This window comes from Marinobacter arenosus (genome assembly GCF_019264345.1).
In the GTDB taxonomy this organism is placed as follows: domain Bacteria; phylum Pseudomonadota; class Gammaproteobacteria; order Pseudomonadales; family Oleiphilaceae; genus Marinobacter; species Marinobacter arenosus.
Genome location: NZ_JAHVAO010000001.1, coordinates 39,555 through 64,517 on the forward strand (window position 1 = coordinate 39,555; position 24,963 = coordinate 64,517).

The following is a 24,963-nucleotide window of genomic DNA, read 5'->3' on the forward strand; positions in this document are numbered from 1 at the left end:
GTCCCCATCAAAACGAATAGGTGACTGCCCCAAACCCTTTGATCAGCCGATCATCCTCTACAATGGGGCTGTCGGTGATATCGCTGCCCAGTTCTTCCAGGGCCAGGTTGACGACCACGCGCCAGCTTTCGGTCAGCTCATAGAAGGCGCCGGTGCCCACCTCGAACGTTACCGTGTTGCCGACATCGTAGGCGGGCCGGCCGGGAAGAGCCGCGTCAGCAGGTACGCCGAAATCGTGGTTCGCCAGTTCGCTGCTCATCCAGTTAACGCCAATCGTAGGCGAGAGCCGCAGGTTGCCGAACTGGAAACCCCGGGACACTCTGGCCATCGCCGTGCCGCCACCGATCTGATCCAGGGCATCGTGTTCGTAGCCCAGATCAAACTCCAGCCCGACGGGCCCCTCGTAGACGAGGCCAAGGCCGGCCATCAGGGTACTGTCTCGATCCCCTAATCCTCTCAGGAAGTCGCTGTCATCTTCTTCATAGGCGCCAACCCGGTAGGCGGCGGTTACCGCAAGGCGCAGTTGCTCGCTGCCCAGAATGCCGTAACGCAGGCTCGGGCCCACCCACTGAAGGCGCTCGCCGAAGTAGGTGATGGCGGGAATGGGCTGAAGTACGTTGGAATCGGAGCCGACATACGGGCTGCCGCGACCAATCACACCCAGGCCCACACCCCATTGCCCGAACTCCCCGAGAACCCGGTAAAGCTGGATGTCGAGGCTGGCTGTCTCATCCTGTCGGACGGTGAAGGCGGCATTTCGGAAGCTGGGCGGGCCCTTGGGCTGGTAGTTGTTTGACAGGCCCACCGGTTCGCGGGGGATGCCAATGAAGTTTTTATCGAGGGCTTCGTTGCCGTTCTCGTCCAGGTACGCGAGAACGGCGATTCTCCCGGCGGGGACATCGGGAATCGCATAACGCTCGCCGGGCTGGATGGCATAGCGAACCTCCCGCTTCGGGTTGCGAAAGTCGCCAAAGGCGTCCGGGTCATCGTAGACCTGCAACACCAGTGTGCCTTCAGCGGGCAGGTTCCGAACGTTGACAGAAAGGTCGGCGGCATTGACGGCTGCCGCGCTGAACGGCAACAGTAACCAGAGTAATTTCAGGGACAAAGCGGGCGTTTTCATGGAATAACCAGCCATGGAGTCAGGAACCAGTCGAAATACGACCGGTATATCCAATCGGATGGTTGAGGGCAATCCTGCGATTTATACGGAGCCGCCGAGACGACGCCCCCTAAAAACTGGATAATGGCGGCCATTCAGGCCATGGCGCGCCAAATTTTACAAACCGGGTATCTTCGTAATGGAAATCAACGTCAACTTTCTCGACAATCTCAGACTTGAAGCCAAGTTTGACGATTTCACCGTCATTACCGACCAGCCCATTCGCTACAAGGGCGATGGCTCTGCGCCCAGCCCCTTCGATTACTTCCTGGCGTCCTCGGCGCTCTGTGCTGCCTATTTCGTGCGCGTGTACTGCAAGGCCCGCGACATTCCGACGGACAACATCCGCCTGTCGCAGAACAACATCGTTGATCCGGAGAACCGCTACAACCAGATCTTCAAGATCCAGGTCGAGTTGCCGGAAGACATCTCCGACAAGGACCGGCAGGGTATCTTGCGCTCCATTGATCGCTGCACCGTGAAGAAGGTGGTGCAGACGGGGCCCGCGTTCGAGATCGAGACCGTCGAGAATCTCGACGAAGATGCCCAGGCCCTGTTGATGGTGCAGCCTGACAGTGAGCACCAGACGTTCATCGAGGGGAAGGACCTGCCCCTGGAGCAGACCATCGCCAACATGACCGGCATCCTGGCGGATCTCGGCATGAAAATTGAAATCGCATCCTGGCGTAATATTGTGCCCCACGTGTGGTCACTGCACATTCGAGATGCGGCCTCGCCCATGTGCTTTACCAACGGCAAGGGTGCCACCAAGGAGAGCGCGCTGTGTTCCGCTTTGGGGGAATTCATTGAGCGCCTGAGCTGTAACTTCTTCTACAACGATCAGTTTTTCGGGGAAGAGATCGCTAACAGCGAGTTTGTGCATTACCCGAACGAGCGATGGTTCAAGCCGGGGCCCAACGACGAGCTCCCGGAAGGCATTCTGGATGACCACTCTATGGCCATCTACAACCCGGATAACGAACTGGTTGGTTCCAACCTGATTGACACCAACTCCGGTAGGGTGGACCGCGGCATTTGCGCCCTGCCGTTCGTGCGTAAATCCGACGGGGAGGTGGTGTACTTCCCCTCCAACCTGATTGAGAACCTGTTTCTCAGCAACGGCATGAGTGCCGGCAACACCCTGTTCGAGGCCGAAGTCCAGTGCCTGTCGGAGATCTTCGAGCGGGCGGTCAAGAAACAGATCATCGAAGAGGAAATCGCGCTGCCGGATGTGCCCCAGGAGGTGCTGAACAAGTACCCGGACATCGTCGAGGGTATCCAGGCGCTGGAAGCCCAGGGCTTCCCGATTTTGGTGAAGGACGCGTCGTTGGGTGGGCGTTATCCGGTGATGTGCGTCACCCTGATGAACCCGAGAACGGGCGGCGTGTTTGCGTCTTTCGGTGCACACCCAAGTTTCGAGGTCGCTTTAGAACGCAGCCTGACCGAATTGATGCAGGGCCGCAGTTTTGAGGGCCTGAACGATGTGCCGGCGCCCACGTTCAATAGCCTGGCGGTGTCTGAGCCGAATAATTTCGTTGAGCATTTCATTGATTCAACTGGGGTGGTTTCCTGGCGTTTCTTCAGTGCGAAATCCGATTACACGTTCAACGAGTGGGATTTCTCGGGCACCAATGAGGAAGAAACCAGCCGGCTGTTCGGTATCCTCGAGGACATGGGGAAAGAGGTGTACACGGCCGTCTATGAAGAACTCGGCGCGCCGGTGTGTCGGATTCTGGTGCCGGGCTACTCCGAAGTGTACCCGGTTGAGGATCTGGTCTGGGACAACACCAACATGGCCCTGGATTACCGCGAGGACATCCTGAACCTGCACGCCCTGAGCGATGAACAGCTGGCGGATCTGGCCGAACGCCTGGAGGGCAGCCAGCTCGACAACTACATGACGATTATTACCCTGATCGGCATCGAGTTCGACGAGAATACCGTGTGGGGACAATTGACCATCCTGGAGCTGAAACTGCTGATCTGCCTGGCACTTCAGTGGCATGAGGAGGCGCTCGAGTTTGTCGACATGTTCCTGCAGTTCAACGACAACACGGTCGAGCGCGGCCTGTTCTATCGGGCCGTGAATGCGGTTCTGGAAGTGGTCCTGGACGACGAACTGGAGCTGGACGATTACCTTGCCAACTTCCGGCGCATGTTCGGGGATGACACCATGGACGCGGTGGTGGGTTCGGTGAACGGCACGGTGCGTTTCCACGGCCTTACCCCGACCAACATGCAACTGGACGGTCTGGAGAAGCACCAGCGTCTCATCGAAAGCTACAAGAAGCTCCACGCGGCCCGTGCCGCCGTAGCGGCACAGGCGGGTGACTAGGCGCCCACTGCCTGCACCGCAACCCGGGTGCCGTTGAACGCGGCGTTCCCGGTCAACGCGTCGATGCGCCGTGAGTCAGTGACATCGTTGATGCTGACGCCCGGCTGGGATTCGGCCACGGTCATGCCGGTATTTTCCCGGTTGTGACCCCAGCCCTGGGGAATGCTGACGACCCCTTCAAACATGTCGTCATCAATCTCCACCGGAAGCTCAATGCGGCCGACGGGGGAGGACACCAGCGCCGTCTGGCCGTCCTCCAGCCCAAGCTTCCGGGCGTCCGCCGAATGAATCTGCAGTGTGCACGGATTCTTGCCCTTCACGAGGCGATGGGAGTTCTGGGTCCAGGTGTTGTGGCTGCGGGCCAGACGCCGGCTGATCATTGAGAACGGGTAGTCAGAATCGCCTGCCTGGGAGAGGATTCCAGAGGTTTCCAAACGCGCCAAGTCATCAACATGTGGCTGGGGTGCGATATGAACCCGGCCATCCTCGGTCTGGAGTCGTTGCTCGAGGCAAGGCTGCAACGGCCCCAGATCGACACCGTGCGGATTGTCCTTCAACTTCTCCAGGCTCATGCCCTGTTCACCGTAGGCGCCGTGTTTCAGACCGGCGTCCAGCATCATTTCCGGCGTCAGGCCATCGTCTTCGCGTCCGGTCAGGCGCAGCGCCAGTTCCTTGAGAATTTCCCAGTCGTGCCTCTGATTTGCTGCCTTGGGGAACAGGGGCTCCGAGAACTTGGCGGTATTGCGCACCGCGAAGGCGTTGAAGAAGACATCGAAATGAGGCACTTCCAGCCCGGTTGTTGCGGGCAGGATGATGTCGGCGTACCGGGTGGTCTCATTCAGATAGATGTCCACGGACACCATGAAGTCGAGGGCGTCGAAGGCCTCGCCGAGGCGCGCGCCGTCAGGGCTTGAAAGCACGGGATTGCCGGCGATGGTGATCATGGCTTTGATCTGGCCCTCACCGGGGGTAAGGATTTCGTCGGCGAGGGTGGCAACGGGAAACTCGCCGTTGTAGAACGGCAGCTTCCGGACCCGTGATTCGTAGCGCCCGTAGGAACTGGGTTTACCCTTGGTGTTGCGGACCAGATCGAACGCTGGCTGCGTGAACATGGCGCCGCCGCGTTTGTCGAAATTTCCGGTCAGCAGATTCACTACGTTGGTCAGCCACTGGCACAGGCCACCAAACGACTGGGTGGAGGCCCCCATGCGGCTGTAGCATACGGCCGTCGGAGCGTCCGCCATCTCCCGCGCCAACCGGCGAATGGTTGCGGCGTCGATCCCGCAGGCATCCGCCACACGTTCCGGCGGGTAAGGCCTGACAGCCTCTTCGAGTTGATCAACGCCGTCGATCAGGTGCTCAAGGTGGCCGAGCCGGACTCGTCCTTCCTCAAACAAGGTGTAGACCATGGCGAGCAGGAGCAGGGCGTCGGTTTCCGGACGGATGAACAGGTGTTCGTCGGATTTCCGGGCGGTTTCGGTACGTCGCGGGTCAATTACCACCACTTTGCCGCCGCGCTGCTGAATGGCCTTGAGCCGTTTGCCCACGCCAGGCGCGGTCATCAGGCTGCCGTTGGAAACGATCGGGTTGGCGCCGATGATCAGCATGAAATCGGTGTGGTCGATATCGGGTATGGGGATCAGCATCCCGGCGCCGAACATGTAATTGGACGCCACGTGGTGGGGAAGCTGATCGGCCGACGCCGAGCTGTAGCGGTTGTTGCTGCCCAATGCCTTGAAGAAACCCGGAAACGTAACGGCGTTGCCGAAATTGTGGGCATTGGGGTTGCCCAGGTAAGTGCCCACCGCGTTTTTGCCATGGGCCTGCTGAATATCCCGGAAGCGGGTGGTGATTTCCTCGAAGGCGTCGTCCCAGGAGATTTCCTGCCAGCCATCGGCGGTTTTCCTGAGCGGTGTTTTCAGGCGGTCTTTGTCCTTGTAGAAATCCTGGAGAGCGACGGCCTTGGGGCAGATGTGGCCCTGACTGAACGGGTCGTCCTTGTCCCCCTTAATGGACAGAATATCCTCGCCCTGCAGCTTGATCTCGAGGCCACACATGGCTTCGCAGATGTTGCAGGTCCTGTAGTGGGTCTTGGTGTCGCTCATCGGAAGTGGCCTGTTATTGGACTATTTGTCTGGTCAGTATGCCAGTCGACCCCCGGAATTCCAGCGGTCATAATTGACATTAAATTGGTCATTCCCGCCAGCCTTTCCCCTTGCTGGTACCGCTACTGCAGATTTCGTGCTTCCTGTTCGGGAAGGATGCGGTTACGATTTCCTGCATTTGAAATTCAGGTATTTATCGAGGTAAGGCTATGGCTGTGCTGGAAAAACGAATTCCACCCCTGGCGCTGGCACTGGTTGCGGGTGTGGCTATCTGGGCGTTGTCGGCGGCTGTGCCCGGTATGGATTTACCCGGTTGGCTTCGGCTGTCTGCGTCCCTGTTTCTTCTGATGGTGGGCATCGCAGTCTGCGTGGCCGGTGTCGTCGAATTCCGGCGTGTCCAGACCACCGTCGATCCGCGCAAGCCGGAATCGTCGTCGTCCCTTGTCTGTTCTGGCATCTATTCGGTTACGCGGAATCCCATGTACGTCGGTTTCACGCTGGTGCTGCTCGCGCTGACAGTCTTTCTGGCCTCGCCCTGGTCATTGCTGATCGTGCTGGCATTTGTCCTGTACCTTGATCGCTATCAGATCCGCCCCGAGGAACGGGCATTGGCGAATCTCTTCGGGGCGGACTTCAAGGCGTACCAATCCCGGGTACGCCGTTGGTTGTGACCCGACCCTGCTTGGGTGCCGATTAGAAGAACAGAAACGCGCCGTATCCCGCGGCGACCGCCATGGCCAACACCACTGTCACAAACGCCAGCAGAAGGCGGGGAGTGAACAGGGAACGCAGCAGAATGAGCTCGGTCAGACTGGCGCCGGCACTGCCGATAATCAGGGCGAGAACCGCGCCAGCGCCGACGCCTTTGGTCATCAGGGCGGACGCCATGGGGATAACCGCTTCGGCACGAATGTACAGCGGCACGCCGATCACGGCGGCAACCGGGATTGCCAAGGGGTTGTCCTGCCCGGCGTATCTGGCAAGCAGGTCTGTCGGCAGGTACCCGTAAATTGCGCTACCAATCGCGACACCGATCAGCAGGTAAGGAGATACGCGAACAAAATCCGACAGGGCTTCCCGCCATAGCCCGCTGTATTTTCCCCCTGGCGCTCTGGTCCCGGTGCACGATTTTTTGTCCGAACTTGCCGCCGATACCACCGGGTTCTCCTCCCGGCGCAGATAGCGCTCGTAGCCCAGTGCCTGGAGCGACCAGCCAGCTGCCAGTGAAACCGTCAACGCAGCAAGTACATAGATGGCCGTGAGGCCAACCCCGAACGTTGCAAAGAGGAGTACGACGACAACCGGGTTCAGTAACGGTGAGGCAAACAGAAAGACCGTCATCGGGCCGAAACTGACCCGGGCGCGAATAAGGCCTTTAAGCATCGGTATGGTTGAGCAGCTGCAAAAAGGGGTAATTGCCCCGAGTCCTGCGGCAATCAGGTATCCGCGGCCACCGCTGTTGCTGAGCATGGCTTCGAGTCGGGAAGGGGGGATATGGCGCTGCAAGGCGCCAACCAGAAAACTGATTCCGATAAACAGTACGGACAGTTCTGTGGCAAGCAGCACGAACATGTACAGGGTGTCCTGGAGGTGAGCTGACATTTCTTAATCCTACTATTCTAGAGATATCGAAATGATGAGGGTAGGTTGTGCTGACTGAGTTTGTCAACTATTATTCTAGAAATGTAGAAATAATTGCCGGGAGCGTCAGATGACCCATGAAGAAGTAGCCGCCTGTCTCGCTGAACTGGGTAACACCCATCGGCTGGCCGTGTTTCGTTTTCTGGTTAAAGCGGGTCACTCCGGAGCACCGGTTGGCGAGATACAGAAAGCGTTGGGAATACCCGGCTCCACGTTGTCTCATCATCTGGCTCGCATGGCGAGGGTGGGGCTGATTCGACAAGAGAAACACAGCCGGACGATTGTGTGTATCCCTGACTACCAGCAACTTGAGGGCCTGATCAGTTTTTTGAACAAGGAATGCTGTGCGGGCAATTCCTAGCGTGCCGTCCCAATCCAGTCTTACAGGTATCCTCCTTGATAAAACCGGGTGCCTCACTATTCTTACTTAAGTTCTTTCTGATGAACCTCTCCTAGACGAACACTGCAGCAGGTCGCCAACTACGAGTGCAGTAGCTCGATTCCCGCAGGGATGATTTCGTGCTTCGTAACGATGTGTGGATAGACGGGTTGGCCGCGATCACGGCCAATTCAATCTGTTCTGAGCAGCATCCAGAAACGGAGGACAACCGTGATGAAACGGATTTTTCTATACGCTTTTGTGCTTGTCCTGGCATTGCCAGGTAGTTTCCTCTTGATGACCGATTCCGCGTGGGCCCAATTCAAGCCGTCGCGGGAGTCACTGTCTGACCAATACCCGGGCAAGGCCTACTCGCCCTACGCGCAACGGAGCTTCCCGGATCGCGTGTACTGGGGCGACACGCACCTGCATACCGGATTGTCCGTCGATGCAGGCCTCTTCGGCGCACGGCTTGGACTCGATGAAGCCTACCGGTTTGCGCGCGGGGAGGAGGTAATGGCCTCCAGCGGACAGCCTGCGAAACTCTCGCGACCGTTGGACTGGCTGGTGATTGCCGATCACTCGGACGCAATGGGATTTTTCATTGATCTTGCCAATGGCAAGCCTGAGGTTATCAAGTTCGATCAGGGCAAACGCTGGTACGAGGAGTTGCAGAAGGGCGGTGAGGCTTCAGCCAATGCGGCGCTTGACTTGATCGCGACGTTTTCCCAGGGAAAGATTGATCCTGAGATGATGAAGGAGTACTCGCCGGGAGGAAAAACCTACCAGACGATCTGGCAGAAGGTTGTAGATGCTGCCGAGCGCTTTAATGAGCCGGGTCATTTCACAACCATTATCGGTTTCGAGTGGACCTCCCTGGTTGCGGGCGACAATCTTCACCGCAATGTGTTGTTCCGCGATGGTGCCGAAAAAGCGAGCCAGATTGTGCCCTACACAACTCAGCCGCCCATCGGGTCGACCGATCCCCTGGATTTGTACGCGTGGTTGGATAACTATGAGAAAACCACGGGGGGCTCGGTACTCGCCCTGGCGCACAACGGCAATTTGTCGAACGGCATCATGTTCCCCGTAGAAGCCCAGTACACGGGGAAGGAGATCGATTCAGACTATGTTCGCCTGCGTGGCAAGTGGGAGCCCATGTACGAGATCACCCAGATCAAGGGGGATGGAGAGGCGCACCCGCTGCTGTCACCGGATGACGCCTTTGCCGATTATGAAACCTGGGATGCAGGCAACCTCGATCTCTCCAAAGCCAAAACGGACGACATGCTTCAGTACGAGTATGCCCGGGAAGCGTTGAAGAATGGCTTGAAGCTGGAGATGCGGCATGGCACCAACCCTTACAAGTTTGGGCTGATAGGGTCCACCGACAGCCACACTGCGCTCTCGGCTATTGAGGAGGATAACTTTTTCGGCAAGGCGACGAACGTCGAACCCAATCCCAAGCGTATGGAGCATCCCTTCACGAAGACGGAACAAGGTGTGTTCGAGGGCTACGAACTCACAGCCTCGGGCTACACCGGTGTCTGGGCCACCGAAAATACCCGCGCAGCGATCTTTGATGCGATGGAGCGTAAAGAGGTGTACGGCACGACAGGGCCGCGCATGCTCGTTCGCTTTTTTGGTGGTTGGGACTACACACCTGAAGACATGAATAGCCGTCAACCAGCCCTCCGTGGTTATGAAAAGGGCGTGCCTATGGGCGACGACCTGCCAGACCGAACCGGCGACTCAGCGCCAACCTTTATGGTCTATGCGCTTCGCGACCCGATTGGCGCCAACCTCGACCGGATTCAGATCGTGAAAGGGTGGTTGGACAGCGATGGCGAGACCCACGAAAAGGTCTATGACGTTGCCTGGTCGCCGGGCAGGGAGCCTGATGCTGAGGGGGTTCTTCCTCCGGTTGGCAATACCGTGGATATTGAGAATGCTAACTGGATGAACACCATCGGTGCTTCGGAGCTGGGTACGGTCTGGAGCGACCCGGAATTCGATGCGTCCCAGTCGGCGTTTTACTACGCGCGGGTGCTCGAAATTCCGACCCCCCGTTGGGTGGTCTACGATGCCATGCGTTTCGATGTCGACATTCCGGAAGGGGCCGAGACGTCGGGGCAGGAACGGGCTTACACCTCGCCGATATGGTACTCCCCTGAATAGCGGTGGTCTTTTGCCGGTAACGGCGGTCAGCGGCCTTTGCGGGATTCGATGCCGACTACCTTGCCGTTTTTCAGGGTGACAACCTGGCGAAACTGGTTGCTTGAAAAGTCGTATAGCCACTCCTGGACAAGCACAGGTTGAAGCACTTGCCAGGTTTCCGATCGCCTGCGCGGGGTGGGGAGCTGCCATTCAATCCTTCTGGAGGCGGGTTCGCCACAGCGGGCGATCAGTTCGTACTCGTTTTGAACGTGTCGTAGCGTACTGGGAGCACAGGTATCCATGTTCGTGGTATGGAAGCCATATCCCAGATTTTCGACCTGTGCCAGCTTGCCGTTTCGAAAGGTAAGGCGGCGGATAAACCTCTGCGGTCCCGGGTTGTAGTACCAGTGCATTTCGGTTTGAACCACGCCCAGTCCGGGCACGGTTGCGGAAGGGTATTCGGCGATATAGTCCGGCGGCCCGCAGCTCTCCTCGACCTCAATCGGCCAGGCATCGTCGCTTACCAGCGATGAACCGCAGCGCAGTGCGCCCTGCGCACTTGAGGCGAGGGCGCTCAAAACCAGCAGCGCGATAAGGTGTCGATAGTTGCTCATGATTCGGAGTGATACCGGTGCCGAGTATGGAATCTATTGTACTCTCCGGACGTTCCTGTGGACTAATCACGCGCCGTTCATTCGAAATGACATCTTTTGCACTCAGGAACGTGAAAAAATGTCGGGGCATGCTACGGTTAATAATCATGGGCTTTTTAGGGAGTAAAAAGCCATGTTCCGTCGAGCAAAGGTGTTTCTCCACCAAGTGGAGCAGATTCCGTTTATTAATCATGCGCTTGACCGGCATTACGCAAAGGAGTTTGCAAGCGCAACGAATGTAAACTGGTTTAAGGGTGTATACCCGGACTTCGCATCGGCTATCGCCGATGCGCCCGCCAGCAAACCGCTGGGGTATGACAACGACGCCCCGGCTTCCGCAGAGATGTACCGTTTTCGAATGCAGGCGATCTCGCCCTGTGACTACCCGGTTGCATTCTGGTTGAACCGACTGATGGAGCCAAACCAGAAATTGCTGGATTTTGGGGGCCACGTGGGCGTGCTGTATTACGCGCTGAACAAATACCTGACCTTTCCAGAGCCGTTTGAATGGCAGATCTATGACGTGCCGGCGGTCATCCGTGAGGCAAGGAAATTTGCCTCGGAAAACAGCAATTCCGGCCACCTGAGCTTTATCGAGGATCTGGCGCAGGCGGGGGCCAATGATTGGGTGCTGTTCTCCGGCTCACTGCAGTATGTCGACGAGCCGCTGAATTCGATCATAGAACGTCTGCCGTACCGGCCAACGTACGTACTGATTAATATGCTGCCGGTTCATCCACGGGAGAGTTACGTGACCTTGCAGAATATCAGCACAGCGTTCTGTCCTTACCGGATCTATGGGGTCGGGGAGCTGTTTGAGGATATACAGAAGCTCAATGGCGAGGTGATCGACGAGTGGAAGAACGCCGATAAGGAATGTGTCATTCCCTATCACCCGGATTATTCACTGGATCATTACTACGGAATGCTGGTTCGTTTGAAACCATTGCACTGAACATGCAGTTGGCCCCGCCTGCCGGATCGGTGGCGGGGCGTTTTAGTCTTATCGGCCTTCGATCATCCCTGCTTCATCGGAAATGACGATTTCGACCCGGCGGTTCTGCTGCCGCCCAGAGCTGGTGCTGTTGCTGGCGACAGGGTAGGCCTCACCGTAGCCTTCCACTTCAACCCGGCTGCTGGAGATGCCCATGCCCAGCAGAGCGTCGTAGACGGCCATGGCGCGACGCTCGGAAAGGCGCTGGTTGTAAGCCTCGTCTCCCGTGCTGTCGGTGTAGCCTTCAACCCTGACCCGACGGTTCTCATATTCGCGCATGAATTCAGCCAGCCTGGCCACCGTGCGCTCGCCCGAGGCTTTCAGCTCGGCCTCGTTCAGGTCAAACAGCACATCACCCAGGGTGAGTACCATGCCGCGTTCTGTTTGTTCGGCTTTGAGGGCTGCCATCTCGGCTCGGAGGGCTTCGGCTTCGCTGGTTTTCATCTCCAACTGCATCTGCCGGCGACGTTCTTCAGCAGAGGCGACCTCCTCTTGCAGGGCCGCACGCATGCCTTGCTGCTGGGCAATCTGCGCGTGTCGGAGTGCCAGGTAGGCTGCCTGCTCGACCCTTGGATCATCGGCGTCTTCTTCCAGTAGCTGCTCGGCTCTATCCAGCTCAGTCTTGGCGGCACGCAGCTGGCTGTCGCCGCTGCGCGCCACATCCGGATCGTTTTCGATACTCAGATAGGCTGACCGGGCCTCGTCGAGCGTGGCGTTGTAGGGGGGCGAGCTGGCACAACCGGCCATCAATGTGAACAGCCCGATCACGATGCTTGTGTATAGTGTACGCGTCATCATCTCAATCTCCTTGTCCGGGCTCACTGTTGATCCATCTCGAGTTGATTCTGAAGGTCTTCGATACTACGACTGATCTCAGCCACGGCGCGCTGGGCTTTTTCTGTCTCGGCGCGGGCTCCGGCCAGCTGCGCATCGACTGCAGCCTGTTCCAGCAGCCGTCTCGCTTCGGTGTAGTCCTCCTCATCGGGGTCCGGTTTATCGATCAACTCGCGGGCATCAGCCAGTTTGTTCTGGGCCTGATTCAACAACACGGGATCGAATTGCCGAGCATCGTTCGCTTCAGCCTGCTGGATGGAGGTCTGCGCTAATTGCAGCTCGCTGGTTGGCTTGGGGCCGGGCCCGGCACAGGCCATCAACCCTGAAGTCAGGGCAAGTATCACGAATGTACGTGGTATCAGTTTGTGCGGCTTCATGTAGGAACTCCCTTGTCTACGGTATTACCGTCATCCGACGATACGAACAAGACTGTTAAATAGTGTAAAACCACTGTGTACAACTATAGCAGCGTATTTGGAAGTCGTTGAAAACGAGGCATTGCACCATCATTGAGGAGTAACGATGGTCTCGTACGTCGTGAGTGGCGTATGACAAATACTCGGACAGTGGTCTGCACTGTCTTTATGGTCTTCCGGAGAGGAGCTGCTATGACCGATCCTACCTACACCCCTCCCAAAGTCTGGACATGGGACACTGAGAGAGGCGGCGCATTTGCCAATATCAACCGTCCCATCGCCGGGCCAACTCATGACAAGGAGCTGCCGGTTGGCGAACATCCCTTGCAGCTTTATTCGCTGGCCACGCCGAATGGTGTAAAGGTCACGATCATGCTCGAGGAGCTCCTTGAGAAGGGGATAAAGGAAGCGGACTATGACGCCTACCCGATCCGGATCACTGAGGGCGATCAGTTCGGCAGTGGGTTTGTTGAGGTCAATCCCAACTCCAAGATTCCGGCGCTGCTGGACCGGAGTGTTGAACCTGCCATTCGCGTTTTCGAATCCGGTTCCATTCTGCTCTATCTGGCGGAAAAATTCGGTGAGTTCCTGCCCAGCGACATCGCGAAACGCACGGAGGCCCTGAATTGGTTGTTCTGGCAGATGGGCAGCGCGCCGCTGCTGGGTGGCGGCTTCGGACATTTCTACGCGTATGCGCCGGAGAAATACGAATACCCCATTAACCGCTTCACTATGGAGGTGAAAAGGCAACTCGACGTTCTGGATCGTCAGTTGGCCACTACCAAGTACATCGCCGGGGATGAGTACACCATCGCCGATATGGCGATCTGGCCCTGGTATGGCGCACTGGTAACCAACAAGGTCTACGATGCCGCCGAATTCCTTGAAGCCCACACCTACCGGAACGTGATCCGCTGGACCGAGGAAATCGCGCATCGCCCGGCGGTTCAGCGAGGCAGGATGGTTAACCGGGTCTGGGGCGATCCCGGGGAGCAGCTTCACGAACGTCACGACGCCAGTGACTTTGAAAACAGAACGGAAGAAAAGCTGGCGGCGATCCTCGGTCATTCCTGAATTGGGGCCGAATACGGCAACGGGACGGCAGCCTTCGGGCTGCCGTTTTTCGTTTGCATCGGCAGCCAGATCTTTGAGCTATTCTTGAGGTAATTGCCTGCAGCACAATTTCAGCCAGACGTCGGTCAGGAGGAAGTTGATGAACGGACCCGCAGCGCTGACCGAGGACCAGGTCTATCGTCGATGCCCTCTCGGCCAACTGGATTTTGAAACCACGGATTCCCTGGAAGATCTTGAGCTGCCCTGTGGGCAGGCTCGGGTTTTGCGCGCGCTGGAGTTTGGCGCGAACATGCGGGCGGAGGGTTTTAATCTGTTTGTGCTCGGCCCCTCGGGAGCCGGCAAGCACGAACTCGTGGCGCGCTTCCTGGAGCGGCATGCGGCGACGCAGCCGGTGCCGTCCGACTGGTGTCATGTGTTCAATTTTCAATTCTCAGACCGCCCGAAGGCCATTCGACTGCCGGCCGGGGACGGACGCCAGTTCAAGGACGACATGAACGACCTGGCGGCCGAGTTGCGTACGGCAATCCCGGCGACGTTCGAGAGTGAGGAGTATCAGACCCGCCTGCAGGAACTTCAGGAAGAAATGGCCAAGCGCCAGCACCAGGGCCTGTTCGATATCCAGGAAGAGGCCAGCCGCAACAACATTGCCATGATCACCACGCCCGCCGGCTTCACCTTCGCGCCCATGCGTAATGGCGAGGTGATTGATCCGGAGGAGTACAAGGCGTTTTCCGACGAGGAGAAAGAACTGGTGGAATCGAAGGTCGAGGAGCTCCAGAAAAAGCTCCAGCAGACCATTCAGCAGATTCCCCGGTTACGGAAAGAAGTTCGCGAGCGGGTGCGAGCCCTGAACGAGGAGATGGTGCAACTGACCCTGGGTGGACCCATTGGCGAACTGCGGGCCAAGTGGTCCCGGCTGCAGGGGGTCGTGGAGTATCTCGACGCTGTGCGGGAAGACATAGTTGAGCATGCCGACATGTTTCAGGATCCTGAAAATGGGGTTCCCGGTGGCCTGATGGGGCGTTACCGGGTCAATCTCATCACCGACAACGCCGAGACGGTCGGTGCCCCTGTAATCTATGAAGATTTGCCCAATCATCAGCACCTGACCGGTCAGATCGAGCACCGGGCCCGACAGGGCACGCTCTATACCGACTTCACCCTGATTCGCGGGGGCTCCCTGCATCGGGCCAATGGCGGTTTCGTGATCATTGACGCCCGGCGGGTGCTGTCCCAGCCGATGGCCTGGGAAAGCCTCAAGCGAATCCTGTTCTCCGGTGAAATCCGGATCGAATCCCTCGAACGTCTCTACGGGTTGGTGAGCACGGTCAGCCTGCAACCCGAACCCATACCGGTCTCGATCAAGGTGGTGCTGCTGGGTGACCGGCTGTTGTATTACCTGCTGTCTCATTACGATCCCGACTTCCTGGACCTGTTCAAGGTGGAAGCGGATTTTGAGGACGATCTTGATCGGGACGGCGACTGTTACGGCCTGTACGCCCGGATGATCGCCACCATGACCCGCCAGTTGACATGCCGTCCGCTCGACCGTGCCGCCGTGGCAAGGTTGATTGAGCATGCCAGCCGGCTGGCCTCGGACCAGCGCAAGCTGACTGCTCACGATCGGGTGCTCAGGGATCTTTTGAGTGAGGCGGATCATTGGGCCGACCAGGGCGGTTCCGACATCATCAGCGCCGGGCACATCCAGCAGGCCATCGACGAGCGGGATTATCGGGCCAGCCGGATCCGGGAACGGAATCGGGAATTGATCGGGCGCGGCGTTGTGATGATTGCCACACAGGGTGAGGTGGTGGCCCAGGTGAACGGCCTCTCGGTGTTCAGCCTGGGTGCCTCCACGTTCGGCCAGCCAACGCGTATTACGGCTACGGCCAGGCCCGGAAAAGGGCAGGTGGTGGATATCGAGCGGGAAGCCAAGCTGGGCGGCCCCATCCACAGCAAGGCCGTGATGATTCTTTCCCGCTTTCTCGCGAGCCGGTATGCCGGAGAGGGCGAACTGTCACTGTCCGCGAGCCTGGCGTTCGAGCAATCCTATGGCGGTGTAGAAGGGGATTCGGCCTCGGTGGCGGAAACCTGCGTACTCCTCTCGGCGATCAGCGGTGTGCCGTTGCGGCAGGGCTTTGCGGTGACCGGTTCCATGAACCAGCTGGGTGAGGTCCAGGCCGTCGGCGGGGTCAATGAAAAGATCGAGGGGTTCTTCGATGTTTGCCGGGAGGCCGGTGACGTGCGTCATCAAGGCGTGTTGCTGCCGGCCAGCAATGTCGAGCACCTCATGTTGAAAGAGGACGTCCGCAAGGCGATTGCCGCGGGCCATTTCAGTCTTTATCCGATTTCGGGCATCAATCAGGCGATTGAACTGCTCACGGGAATGATCGCGGGTGACGCAGACGACTCGGGTGTGTTCCCCGAAGGTTCGTTTAACCGTGCGGTGGCGGACCGGCTGCAGACATTCGCTGCCGTCGGCCGAAAGCGGGATGAGACGGACGTCGACGAGGACAAAAACGGTGACAAACGGGGCAACTGACATCCCCGCCGGGCCGCAGGGTTCGCTGCGCGGAGGCGGGCGGATTCTGGTGTTGCTGGATGGTTCCCCCATGAGTTATGCGGCGCTGGGCGCGGCCGCCGATTTGGCCGCGCGCACGGGGGCGGATGTGCTGGGGGTCTTCGTCGAGGAGATCAACCTGCTGCGAAGCGCCGGTTACAGCTTTTCCCGTGAAGTGGGTTCCGTGTCCGGAATCAGTCGTGCATTCGACGCCGTCGGGATCGAGCGTCGACTTCAACGCCTGGCTGACCAGGCACGCCAGGCCCTGGCGCGGGCCGTTACCGGGCGCGACGGCCGACATGGACTGACCGTCGCCCGAGGGAGCGTGGTGGACGAAGTCCTGGCGCTGGCGGGGCCTGACGATCTGCTGGTTTTGGGGCGCGTCGGCTGGTCCTCGACACCGGGCGCCCGGCTGGGCTCGACAGCCCGTAGCCTGATTCAACGATCCCCCGGCCGGGTGATGTTATGGTGTGAACAGCCGGCGACGGCTCCGGGCCGGATCGTGGTGTTTCTCAACGACCATGATCAGGCCAATCAGCGGGCGGTGGATGCGGCCGCAGAGGCGTCGGCGCGATACCACCAGCCGGTTACCGCCCTGTTGTGCCCGGGGGCCACGGTGGCCCCCGAACAGCTGGATGACATCAGGCAGGCTCTCAGTGTTCTGGGCGCTGGTGTCCGATTGCAGGTGTTACCGGCCACAGACCCGGCGACCATCGCGCAGGCGGTGCGCCGGGAGCATGCGTCTCACCTGGTTGTCAGCCGCGAGTGTGGGCTGTTTCAAAAGCCGGGAGCGGGTCCGCTCCTGATCGCGCTCAATCTTCCGGTAACGATTACGCCTTGACCGGCACGGGGGGCCTCCGCTGGGCTCAGTCATCGGGTTCTGTCTGGCCCTGTTCAGTCATGACCTGGTGGCGACCGCCTGAGTGCCCGTTCAGGCAATTTTTCGGGCGTCTTCCTTGCGGAGGATTTCTTCAATCTCCTCAGCGGACAGGGTTTCCTTTTTCAATACCGCTTGCGCCAGGGCCTCCAGTTGCCGGCGATGTTCCGACAGGAAATCGAGCGTGGCTTTTTCGAGGGCGAGGAGTTGAGACTGGATTTCCGTGTCAATCAACTCTGCCATTTTTTCACTGAACTCCCTGGGTAGGCCCATCTCCCGGCCGAGAAAGACGTGCTCCTCGCCAATACTCAGGCCCAGGGGTCCGATCTTTTCGCTCATCCCCCATTGCCCGATCATCCGGCGAATGAGGGTGGTTGCTTCCTTGAGGTCATTCTGGGCACCCGTGCTGACTTCCCCGTAGATGAGCTTTTCCGCAGATCGACCACCCAACATCACCTTGATCCGGTCTTTCAGGTAACTTTCGGTGTAGTTGTACTGATCGTCCCTGGGGGTTTGTTCGGTCACGCCCATGGCCATGCCATGGGGAATGATGGTGATCTTGGTCAAAGGGTCTGCTTTGGGCATGTAATAGGCCATGATCGCGTGCCCGCATTCGTGATACGCCACGGCTTCCCGCTCTTCCTTCGAAAGGTGGGCGTCCCGCTCCTCGCCAAGGATGATGCGATCCCGGGCCAGTTCAAAGCAATGGGCGGTCACTTCGTGCAGGTTTTCTCGGGCCGCCGTCAGAGCGGCCTCGTTCACCAGGTTTTTCAGGTCGGCGCCGGAGAAACCGATGGTTCGCGCCGCCAGCTGTCCCAGGTCAACATCTTCAGCCAGTGGCACTTTGCGGACATGCACCTCCAAGATCGCGGTGCGGGCTTCCTTGTGGGGGCGGTCCAGGGTGATCTTGCGATCGAACCGTCCGGGACGCAGCAACGCGCTGTCCAGAACGTCGGGACGGTTCGTCGCTGCGAGAACGAGGATGTTCTCGTGGGGCTCGAAACCGTCCATTTCAGTGAGAATCTGGTTCAGGGTCTGTTCCCGTTCGTCGTGTCCGCCGCCAAGGCCCGTGCCCCTCGACCGTCCGATGGCATCCAGTTCATCGATGAAGATCAGCGCTGGCGCTTCCTTGCGGGCGTTCTGGAACATGTCCCGGACCCGGGCGGCACCCACCCCCACAAACATTTCGATGAACTCGGACGCACTGATGCTGAAGAAAGGCACGTCCGCCTCGCCGGCAATGGCACGGGCAAGCAGGGTCTTACCGGTGCCCGGTGGGCCGACCAGCAGCACGCCCTTGGGCATTTCGGCGCCCAGTGCCCGGTATTTTTCGGGGGATTTCAGGAAGTCGATGATTTCGCTGATTTCCCGCTTCGCCGATTCAATGCCGGCGACGTCGTCCAGGGTGGTGGTCGACGTTTCTTTCCGGGCAAGACGAGCCTTGGATTTGCCGTAATCAAACGGCCCGCCGCCCTGGGTAATGCGCTTCTGGGCTGCGCCCCAGAACCAGAACATGAGGGCAAGGAGCAGAATCCAGGGCAGGAAGCCCCGGATCATTTCCTGCCACCAGGGCAGTCCCGAGGGCGTCGCGCGTATGGTGATCTCGTGTTCTTCGAGCAGCGGCAAGAGCGATGGGTCTTCCATCGGTGGGCGCACGGTGTGGAACCCGGTGCTGCTTTCCCGGGCGGAGGTGTCCGAGCTGAACGATGCGGCGCCGCTGTCTGTAAACGTCCCGGTAATGCTCTCCTCCATGAGTGTGACGTCCGCCACCTCCTGGTTGACCACCGCCGTCTTGAATTCCGAATAGGCCAGCTCCTGAAGCGCGGGCGGGCCGCTGTCCTGGAGCCAGAGCACCATCAGGAAGATGGCGGCACTGAGCCACAGGAACGAATACTGGTTCGGAATCGCGGGCTGCTGGTTGTTGGACGGTTTGCGGTCACCAGGCTCGTTGGGCGTTGTCATCTGGGCCTCCGGTCTCCCTCCATGATCTTCGCCACGAAAACGGATTTCCCGTAGGTTTCGAAGGACCACTTCATGGTGTCGGAGAGCACCCTCATGACCTCGTCATACTCACCAAAAATTTCCGTACTCATGCGTCCCGGAACCACCTCCAGCGAGGTTTCTTCCAGGCGGGCAATAAGGTCCCAGATCGGTTGCTTGTAGTCGTCTTTGAGTGGGTAACAGCTCAACTGGACTGACAGAAACATGCTCGCCTCCTTGTTCAGCGTTTCAAGTGCGCGGCCGCTTCAGTAGCCCCTGGCCGAGGAAGTGCTTCGCCTCGGATCGGCGCCACCGTACAGCGTGCCGTCCTCACCAATCATAATACTCTGAATGGCGCCCATCGCCGAATTGGTCACCACCGTATGGCCACGATTTTCCAGTAACTCGATGGTATCCGGGCTGATGCCCTGTTCGATCCGGATCTCATCCGGCAACCATTGATGGTGAATGCGGGGCGCGTTGACCGCAGTCTGGATGTTCATACCGTGGTCAATGACGTTCATGATCACCTGAAGGGTGGTGGTGATAATCCTCGAGCCACCCGGACTGCCAGTGACCAGGAAGTTCCGGCCGTCTTTTTTGACGATCGTCGGTGACATTGAGCTTAGCATGCGTTTGCCCGGTTCCACCTTGTTGGCTTCACCGCCGATCAGTCCGTAGGCGTTGGGCACACCGGGTTTGGCGCTGAAATCGTCCATTTCATTGTTAAGCAGGAAGCCGGCACCTTTCACGGTAATGCCCGACCCGTAGCTGAAGTTGATGGTGTAGGTGTTGGACACGGCGTTGCCCCACTTGTCCACCACGGAAAAGTGCGTTGTTTCCGGGCTTTCATAGGCTGCCGGCTGGCCCGGGCTGATCTCACTGGCTGGCCGGGCACGGTCAGGGTCAATGCCATTGCGAAGCGCTTCGGCGTAGGCCTTGCTGGTGAGGCCCGCAAGAGGCACGTCCACGTAGTCGGTGTCACCGAGATACTCCGAACGATCCGCGTACGCCAGTTTCATGGCTTCGGCCATCAGGTGCAGGGTGTTGGCAGAGTTGTGCCCGGATTCGCCGATCGGGTAGCCCTCAAGGATATTCAGTATCTGGACAATATGCGTGCCGCCAGAGGAGGGCGGTGACATGGAGTAGATGTCATACCCACGATAATTGCCATGCACCGGGGTGCGAACCACGGGGTGGTACGCTTTCAGGTCTTCCCGGGTAATCAGGCCGCCATGGCGCTGCATTTCCTCGGTGATCAGTTCCGCCGTCTTGCCTTCATAGAACCCCTTCACGCCGTCATTGGCGATGCGTTGCAGGGTTCTGGTCAGGGCGGGCTGACGAAACAGGTCTCCAGGCTGATAGGCATCTCCGTTGCGCTTATAAAAGGTGTTGAGTGTCGCGGGCCAGCGCTCGAGGCGGGGGCGGGCGGACTCGAGTCCCTCGGTGAAACGCTTGGGCACTGTGAAACCGTCCCGGGCCAGCTTGATCGCTGGCGCCAGAGCTTCTTTCAATGACAGGGTGCCGTGACGTTCAAGTGCCAGTGCCAGCCCGGCGACCGTGCCCGGAACCCCTGCGGCCAGGTGGGTGAAGCGGCTGCGGTCTTTGACCACCTCGCCGTTGTCGTCCTGGAACATGGTGGCGGTTGCTGCAGCGGGCGCCCGCTCACGGTAATCGATGGCTTCCGGGGCACTGCCATCGCCCTTGGAAATCAGCATGAACCCGCCGCCACCAATATTGCCGGAGCGCGGTTGGGTCACCGCCAGTGCAAAGCCGGCTGTTACGGCGGCATCAATGGCATTCCCGCCGTCCTTCAGAACCTTCAATGCGACGTCGGTGGCCAGGGTGTGGCTGGTGGCGACCATGCCGTGGCGGGCAACGGCGGGGTGAAATCGCTCGCCTTCGAGGATGGCTTGGCCGAAAGCAGGCAGGGCGGTGGTCATTGAGAGGATGAAGGTGATGACGCAGAGGTGGTCTGAGCGCGTCCTGAGGTGGGTTTTCCGTGTTTGCCGCTGTGGGGCACTGTCCATGATTCTGTTCCTCGTTTCTGACGTTCAGATAGGCTATGATAGCCGGTCATTTTAATCGGTGCGTACCGTCAACCTGTGGAGTGTCCGCCAGTCATTCCCCGACGCACCTGCTTTCCCGGATTTTAGTTAAGGAAAGGCTTTCATGGAGCATACCTATCGTCTTGTGATTTCCTGCCCCGACCGGGTGGGAATTGTCGCCAAGGTGAGTAACTTTCTGTCCACCTACAATGGCTGGATTACCGAGGCGAGTCACCATTCGGATACCCACACCGGCTGGTTCTTCATGCGCCACGAGATCAAGGCCAGTTCAATACCCTTTGGCCTGGATCAGTTCCGCGCGGCCTTCGAGCCCATTGCCCGTGAATTCAACATGAACTGGCACATTGCGGACTCGGCCCAGCCCAAGAAAGTGATCCTGATGTGCAGCAAGGAGTCCCATTGCGTGGCAGACCTGCTGTACCGCTGGCACAGCAAGGAAATGAATGCCGAGATCGTTGCGGTGATTTCCAACCACGACGATCTGCGCAGAATGGTGGAATGGCATGAAATTCCCTACCACCACGTGCCCGTGAGCAAGGAAAACAAGGCTGAGGCGTTTGCCCACATCTACGGACTGTTCGAACAGTATGACGTTGACGTCGTGGTGCTGGCCCGATACATGCAAATCCTGCCCGCCGAGCTTTGCGCCCGGTACGCCGGCAAGGTCATCAATATCCACCACAGCTTCCTGCCATCATTCGCCGGAGCCCGCCCGTACCACCAGGCCTACAGCCGGGGTGTGAAGCTGATCGGTGCGACCTGTCACTACGTCACCCAGGACCTGGACGAAGGGCCGATCATTGAGCAGGACGTCATTCGTATCACCCACAGCGATTCCATCGAAGACATGGTGCGCCTGGGCAAAGATGTTGAAAAGAACGTGCTGGCCCGTGGGCTGCGGTCGCATATTGAAGACCGCGTGATCACCTATGAAAACAAGACAGTGGTGTTTGATTAAGGCCGCCTCACAGTTGCCCCGGTGCGGGAGCGATTGTGGTAGACTTGGCGGCTTGTTGAAGAATAACTAGGGGGCCCGGAAACGGCCCTGACACGACTTCCAGATAACGCAAAGGAACCTTTCTCGATGGGTGAGTTAGCCAAAGAGATCCTGCCGGTAAATATTGAAGACGAGCTAAAACAGTCCTACCTCGATTACGCCATGAGCGTCATCGTTGGCCGGGCCCTGCCGGACGTGAGGGACGGCCTCAAACCGGTACACCGCCGGGTTCTGTTCGCCATGTCCGAACTGAACAACGACTGGAACAAGGCGTACAAGAAATCCGCCCGTGTGGTGGGTGACGTTATCGGTAAATACCACCCCCATGGTGACTCTGCGGTCTACGACACGATTGTTCGTATGGCCCAGCCGTTCTCGCTGCGTTACCCGCTGGTCGACGGTCAGGGCAACTTCGGTTCCATCGATGGTGATAACGCGGCAGCCATGCGTTACACCGAAATCCGGATGGAAAAGATTGCGCACTCGCTGCTGGCGGACCTCGACAAAGAAACGGTGGACTACGTCGACAACTACGACGGCACAGAACGCATTCCGGATGTCCTGCCCACCCGAGTTCCCAACCTGCTGGTCAATGGTTCCTCCGGTATTGCCGTGGGTATGGCAACCAATATTCCACCCCACAACCTGACCGAAGTGGTCAAGGGCTGCCTGGAGCTGATCAATAACCCGGACCTCACCGTCGACGAGCTGATGGAATTCATTCCCGGTCCGGATTTCCCGACCCAGGGCATCATCAATGGCCGTGCCGGCATCGTTGAGGCTTATCGGACCGGTCGCGGCCGCATTTATATTCGTGCCCGCCATGAAATCGAGCACGACAACAAGACCAACCGCGACGCGATCATCATTACCGAACTGCCTTACCAGCTGAACAAGGCGCGGCTGATCGAGAAAATCGCCGAGCTGGTCAAAGAGAAGCGTCTTGAGGGCATCTCAGAGCTGCGGGACGAGTCCAACAAGGAAGGCATCCGGGTGGTGATTGAGCTGCGTCGGGGTGAAAACCCGGACGTGATCGTCAACAACCTGTTCGCCCAGACCCAGTTGGAAACCGTGTTCGGCATTAACATGGTTGCGCTGATCAACGGTGAGCCGAAGACCCTCAACCTGAAGCAGATGCTGGACGCGTTCGTGCGGCACCGCCGAGAAGTGGTCACCCGTCGGACCATCTTCGAACTGCGTAAGGCGCGGGAGCGGGGCCACATTCTTGAGGGCCTGACCGTTGCCCTGGCCAACATCGATGAAATCATTGAGCTGATCAAAGCCTCTCCATCGGCGACCGAAGCTAAAGAAAAACTGATGGACAAGGGGTGGTCGCCTGGGGATGTTCTGGCCATGCTGGAACGGGCCGGCGAAGACGCCTGCCGTCCGGATGACCTGCCTGAGATCTATGGCCTTCGTGAAGGGCTGTATCACCTCTCGCCGGAGCAGGCCCAGGCCATTCTGGATCTGCGTCTGCATCGCCTGACCGGTCTGGAGACCGAAAAGCTGCAGAACGAATACAAGGAAATCCTCGAAAAGATTGCCGACCTGCTGGACATCTTGGGCGATCCCGAGCGCCTGATGCAGGTCATCCGCGAGGAACTGGAGGCCATCGTCGAGGAATTCGGTGACGAGCGCCGCACCGAGATCACCAGCTCCCGTCGTGACCTCACCATCGCGGACCTGATCGACGAAGAAGACCTGGTTGTGACCATCTCCCACAGCGGTTACGCCAAGACCCAGGCGGTCGAGGATTACCAGGCCCAGCGCCGTGGCGGCCGGGGCAAGGCGGCCACGTCCATGAAGGACGAAGATTTCGTCGAGAAACTGCTGGTGGCCAACTCCCACGACACCATTCTATGTTTCTCCAACCGTGGCAAGGTTTACTGGCTGCGGGTATTCGAAATCCCGCGCGCCAGTCGCGCTTCCCGCGGCCGTCCGATGGTAAATATCCTGCCGCTGGACGAGGGCGAGCGAATTACGACCTTCCTGCCAGTCCGGGATTACCCGGAAGACCAGTTTGTACTGATGGCAACCTCCGCTGGTGTGGTCAAGAAGACGCCGCTGCCGAACTTCTCCCGTCCCCGGAGCAGTGGTCTGATTGCCCTGTCCCTGGATGAGGGCGATACCCTGATTGGCGCCGCCATTACCAAAGGCGATGCGGAAGTGATGCTGTTCTCCACCGCCGGTAAGGCCGTTCGTTTCGCCGAAGAGGCGGTTCGCCCCATGAGCCGGACCGCCCGTGGTGTGCGCGGCATCAAGATGCCGGAAGGGCACCACGTGGTCTCACTGATTATTCCGCAGGAAGGCGGCGTGATCCTGACCGCCAGTGAAAACGGTTACGGCAAGCGGACCGCGATTGACGAGTTCCCGACCTACGGTCGCGGCAGCCAGGGCGTTATTGCCATGCAGTGTTCCGAGCGTAACGGCAACCTGGTTACTGCGCTGCAGCTGTTTGATGGCGATGAGATGATGCTGATCTCCGACAAGGGCACGCTGGTTCGTACCCGGACCGACGAGGTTTCCGTACTGAGCCGCAACACCCAGGGCGTGCGCCTGATCAAGCTCAGCCAGGAAGACGAGCGCCTCGTGGGCGTGGAGCGTATTGCCGAAACCGACGACGAGGCGCTCGACGGCGAAAAGGGTGAAGGTTCCGCTGAAGGCAGCTCCGAAGACGGTGCCGGCGAGGAATAAGCCGGCACCGCTACAAGACCGAACCAGTAAGACTTG

19 protein-coding genes are annotated in these 24,963 nt (G+C 58.8%); 10 read left to right on the forward strand and 9 right to left on the reverse strand.

Going from position 1 to position 24,963, the window contains the following annotated elements; translation table 11 throughout:
* Positions 1-7 precede the first annotated feature (7 nt).
* Positions 8-1,123, reverse strand: coding sequence for a MipA/OmpV family protein (locus KXD86_RS00220; protein ID WP_218634092.1), 1,116 nt, complete (start codon positions 1,121-1,123; stop codon positions 8-10).
* Positions 1,124-1,301: 178 nt separating this feature from the next.
* Between KXD86_RS00220 and KXD86_RS00225 the strand changes: the two genes are divergently transcribed.
* Positions 1,302-3,497 (forward strand): OsmC domain/YcaO domain-containing protein, encoded by a 2,196-nt coding sequence (locus tag KXD86_RS00225; RefSeq protein ID WP_218634093.1) that lies wholly within the window; start codon positions 1,302-1,304, stop codon positions 3,495-3,497.
* Here KXD86_RS00225 and KXD86_RS00230 read toward each other — a convergent pair.
* The gene (locus tag KXD86_RS00230) at positions 3,494-5,602 is read right to left on the reverse strand and encodes a molybdopterin-dependent oxidoreductase (RefSeq protein WP_218634094.1); all 2,109 of its coding nucleotides are present in this window, start codon (positions 5,600-5,602) and stop codon (positions 3,494-3,496) included. The genes KXD86_RS00225 and KXD86_RS00230 overlap by 4 nt on opposite strands.
* Positions 5,603-5,811: 209 nt before the next feature.
* Between KXD86_RS00230 and KXD86_RS00235 the strand changes: the two genes are divergently transcribed.
* Positions 5,812-6,273 (forward strand): methyltransferase family protein, encoded by a 462-nt coding sequence (locus tag KXD86_RS00235; protein ID WP_218634095.1) that lies wholly within the window; start codon positions 5,812-5,814, stop codon positions 6,271-6,273.
* Positions 6,274-6,295: 22 nt separating this feature from the next.
* Here KXD86_RS00235 and KXD86_RS00240 read toward each other — a convergent pair whose 3' ends face one another.
* Positions 6,296-7,204, reverse strand: coding sequence for a permease (locus KXD86_RS00240; RefSeq protein ID WP_218634096.1), 909 nt, complete (start codon positions 7,202-7,204; stop codon positions 6,296-6,298).
* Between the two features lie 109 nt (positions 7,205-7,313).
* On the opposite strand from KXD86_RS00240, the gene KXD86_RS00245 reads away from it, so the two are divergent.
* Complete coding sequence (locus KXD86_RS00245; protein WP_218634097.1) at positions 7,314-7,604, forward strand: ArsR/SmtB family transcription factor; 291 nt, start codon at positions 7,314-7,316, stop codon at positions 7,602-7,604.
* Between the two features lie 315 nt (positions 7,605-7,919).
* Positions 7,920-9,800, forward strand: coding sequence for a DUF3604 domain-containing protein (locus tag KXD86_RS00250; protein WP_218634098.1), 1,881 nt, complete (start codon positions 7,920-7,922; stop codon positions 9,798-9,800).
* A 26-nt stretch (positions 9,801-9,826) separates the two neighbouring features.
* On the opposite strand, the gene KXD86_RS00255 is transcribed toward KXD86_RS00250, so the two are convergent.
* Complete coding sequence (locus KXD86_RS00255) at positions 9,827-10,393, reverse strand: DUF2845 domain-containing protein (RefSeq protein WP_218634099.1); 567 nt, start codon at positions 10,391-10,393, stop codon at positions 9,827-9,829.
* A 172-nt stretch (positions 10,394-10,565) separates the two neighbouring features.
* Here KXD86_RS00255 and KXD86_RS00260 point away from each other — a divergent pair, with 172 nt between their 5' ends.
* Entirely contained in the window at positions 10,566-11,387 is an 822-nt protein-coding gene (locus KXD86_RS00260; RefSeq protein ID WP_218634100.1) for a methyltransferase, TIGR04325 family, read from the forward strand.
* Between the two features lie 48 nt (positions 11,388-11,435).
* Here the strand turns inward: KXD86_RS00260 and KXD86_RS00265 are convergent, their stop codons facing one another.
* Positions 11,436-12,224: an OmpA family protein gene (locus KXD86_RS00265; RefSeq protein ID WP_218634101.1), complete on the reverse strand. Its 789-nt coding sequence runs from the start codon at positions 12,222-12,224 to the stop codon at positions 11,436-11,438.
* Positions 12,225-12,244: 20 nt separating this feature from the next.
* Positions 12,245-12,637, reverse strand: coding sequence for a DUF4398 domain-containing protein (locus KXD86_RS00270; RefSeq protein ID WP_218634102.1), 393 nt, complete (start codon positions 12,635-12,637; stop codon positions 12,245-12,247).
* A 231-nt stretch (positions 12,638-12,868) separates the two neighbouring features.
* Between KXD86_RS00270 and yghU the strand changes: the two genes are divergently transcribed.
* The 3 genes from yghU to KXD86_RS00285 all read left to right on the forward strand — a co-directional run bounded on the left by yghU (position 12,869) and on the right by KXD86_RS00285 (position 17,151).
* Complete coding sequence (yghU, locus tag KXD86_RS00275; protein ID WP_218634103.1) at positions 12,869-13,750, forward strand: glutathione-dependent disulfide-bond oxidoreductase; 882 nt, start codon at positions 12,869-12,871, stop codon at positions 13,748-13,750.
* Positions 13,751-13,889: 139 nt separating this feature from the next.
* Complete coding sequence (locus KXD86_RS00280; RefSeq protein WP_218634104.1) at positions 13,890-16,292, forward strand: Lon protease family protein; 2,403 nt, start codon at positions 13,890-13,892, stop codon at positions 16,290-16,292.
* On the forward strand, positions 16,273-17,151 hold the full coding sequence (locus KXD86_RS00285; protein ID WP_312846236.1) for a universal stress protein: 879 nt from the start codon (positions 16,273-16,275) through the stop codon (positions 17,149-17,151). The genes KXD86_RS00280 and KXD86_RS00285 overlap by 20 nt, the downstream gene beginning before the upstream one ends.
* A 90-nt stretch (positions 17,152-17,241) precedes the next feature.
* Here KXD86_RS00285 and ftsH read toward each other — a convergent pair whose 3' ends face one another.
* Genes ftsH through ggt form a run of 3 tightly spaced genes read right to left on the reverse strand, consistent with a single transcriptional unit; the run spans position 17,242 to position 21,110 of the window.
* Entirely contained in the window at positions 17,242-19,149 is a 1,908-nt protein-coding gene (gene ftsH, locus KXD86_RS00290) for an ATP-dependent zinc metalloprotease FtsH (RefSeq protein ID WP_218634106.1), read from the reverse strand.
* Positions 19,146-19,394, reverse strand: a complete 249-nt coding sequence (locus tag KXD86_RS00295) for a hypothetical protein (RefSeq protein ID WP_218634107.1) — start codon at positions 19,392-19,394, stop codon at positions 19,146-19,148. Before KXD86_RS00295 ends, ftsH begins: the two co-directional genes overlap by 4 nt.
* Before the next feature lie 39 nt (positions 19,395-19,433).
* The gene (gene ggt / locus KXD86_RS00300; RefSeq protein WP_228739399.1) at positions 19,434-21,110 is read right to left on the reverse strand and encodes a gamma-glutamyltransferase; all 1,677 of its coding nucleotides are present in this window, start codon (positions 21,108-21,110) and stop codon (positions 19,434-19,436) included.
* Between the two features lie 229 nt (positions 21,111-21,339).
* Here ggt and purU point away from each other — a divergent pair, with 229 nt between their 5' ends.
* Positions 21,340-22,194 (forward strand): formyltetrahydrofolate deformylase, encoded by an 855-nt coding sequence (gene purU / locus KXD86_RS00305; protein ID WP_218634109.1) that lies wholly within the window; start codon positions 21,340-21,342, stop codon positions 22,192-22,194.
* Between the two features lie 126 nt (positions 22,195-22,320).
* On the forward strand, positions 22,321-24,927 hold the full coding sequence (gene gyrA, locus KXD86_RS00310) for a DNA gyrase subunit A (RefSeq protein ID WP_218634110.1): 2,607 nt from the start codon (positions 22,321-22,323) through the stop codon (positions 24,925-24,927).
* Positions 24,928-24,963: the final 36 nt, after the last annotated feature.

Excerpts from the sequence above, each read along its gene's own strand:
- KXD86_RS00220 (WP_218634092.1), bottom strand. The coding sequence starts at position 1,123 with ATGAAAACGCCCGCTTTGTCCCTGAAATTACTCTGGTTACTGTTGCCG.
- KXD86_RS00225 (WP_218634093.1), top strand. The coding sequence starts at position 1,302 with ATGGAAATCAACGTCAACTTTCTCGACAATCTCAGACTTGAAGCCAAG.
- KXD86_RS00230 (WP_218634094.1), bottom strand. The coding sequence starts at position 5,602 with ATGAGCGACACCAAGACCCACTACAGGACCTGCAACATCTGCGAAGCC.
- KXD86_RS00235 (WP_218634095.1), top strand. The coding sequence starts at position 5,812 with ATGGCTGTGCTGGAAAAACGAATTCCACCCCTGGCGCTGGCACTGGTT.
- KXD86_RS00240 (WP_218634096.1), bottom strand. The coding sequence starts at position 7,204 with ATGTCAGCTCACCTCCAGGACACCCTGTACATGTTCGTGCTGCTTGCC.
- KXD86_RS00245 (WP_218634097.1), top strand. The coding sequence starts at position 7,314 with ATGACCCATGAAGAAGTAGCCGCCTGTCTCGCTGAACTGGGTAACACC.
- KXD86_RS00250 (WP_218634098.1), top strand. The coding sequence starts at position 7,920 with ATGACCGATTCCGCGTGGGCCCAATTCAAGCCGTCGCGGGAGTCACTG.
- KXD86_RS00255 (WP_218634099.1), bottom strand. The coding sequence starts at position 10,393 with ATGAGCAACTATCGACACCTTATCGCGCTGCTGGTTTTGAGCGCCCTC.
- KXD86_RS00260 (WP_218634100.1), top strand. The coding sequence starts at position 10,566 with ATGTTCCGTCGAGCAAAGGTGTTTCTCCACCAAGTGGAGCAGATTCCG.
- KXD86_RS00265 (WP_218634101.1), bottom strand. The coding sequence starts at position 12,224 with ATGATGACGCGTACACTATACACAAGCATCGTGATCGGGCTGTTCACA.
- KXD86_RS00270 (WP_218634102.1), bottom strand. The coding sequence starts at position 12,637 with ATGAAGCCGCACAAACTGATACCACGTACATTCGTGATACTTGCCCTG.
- yghU (WP_218634103.1), top strand. The coding sequence starts at position 12,869 with ATGACCGATCCTACCTACACCCCTCCCAAAGTCTGGACATGGGACACT.
- KXD86_RS00280 (WP_218634104.1), top strand. The coding sequence starts at position 13,890 with ATGAACGGACCCGCAGCGCTGACCGAGGACCAGGTCTATCGTCGATGC.
- ftsH (WP_218634106.1), bottom strand. The coding sequence starts at position 19,149 with ATGACAACGCCCAACGAGCCTGGTGACCGCAAACCGTCCAACAACCAG.
- KXD86_RS00295 (WP_218634107.1), bottom strand. The coding sequence starts at position 19,394 with ATGTTTCTGTCAGTCCAGTTGAGCTGTTACCCACTCAAAGACGACTAC.
- ggt (WP_228739399.1), bottom strand. The coding sequence starts at position 21,110 with ATGACCACCGCCCTGCCTGCTTTCGGCCAAGCCATCCTCGAAGGCGAG.
- purU (WP_218634109.1), top strand. The coding sequence starts at position 21,340 with ATGGAGCATACCTATCGTCTTGTGATTTCCTGCCCCGACCGGGTGGGA.
- gyrA (WP_218634110.1), top strand. The coding sequence starts at position 22,321 with ATGGGTGAGTTAGCCAAAGAGATCCTGCCGGTAAATATTGAAGACGAG.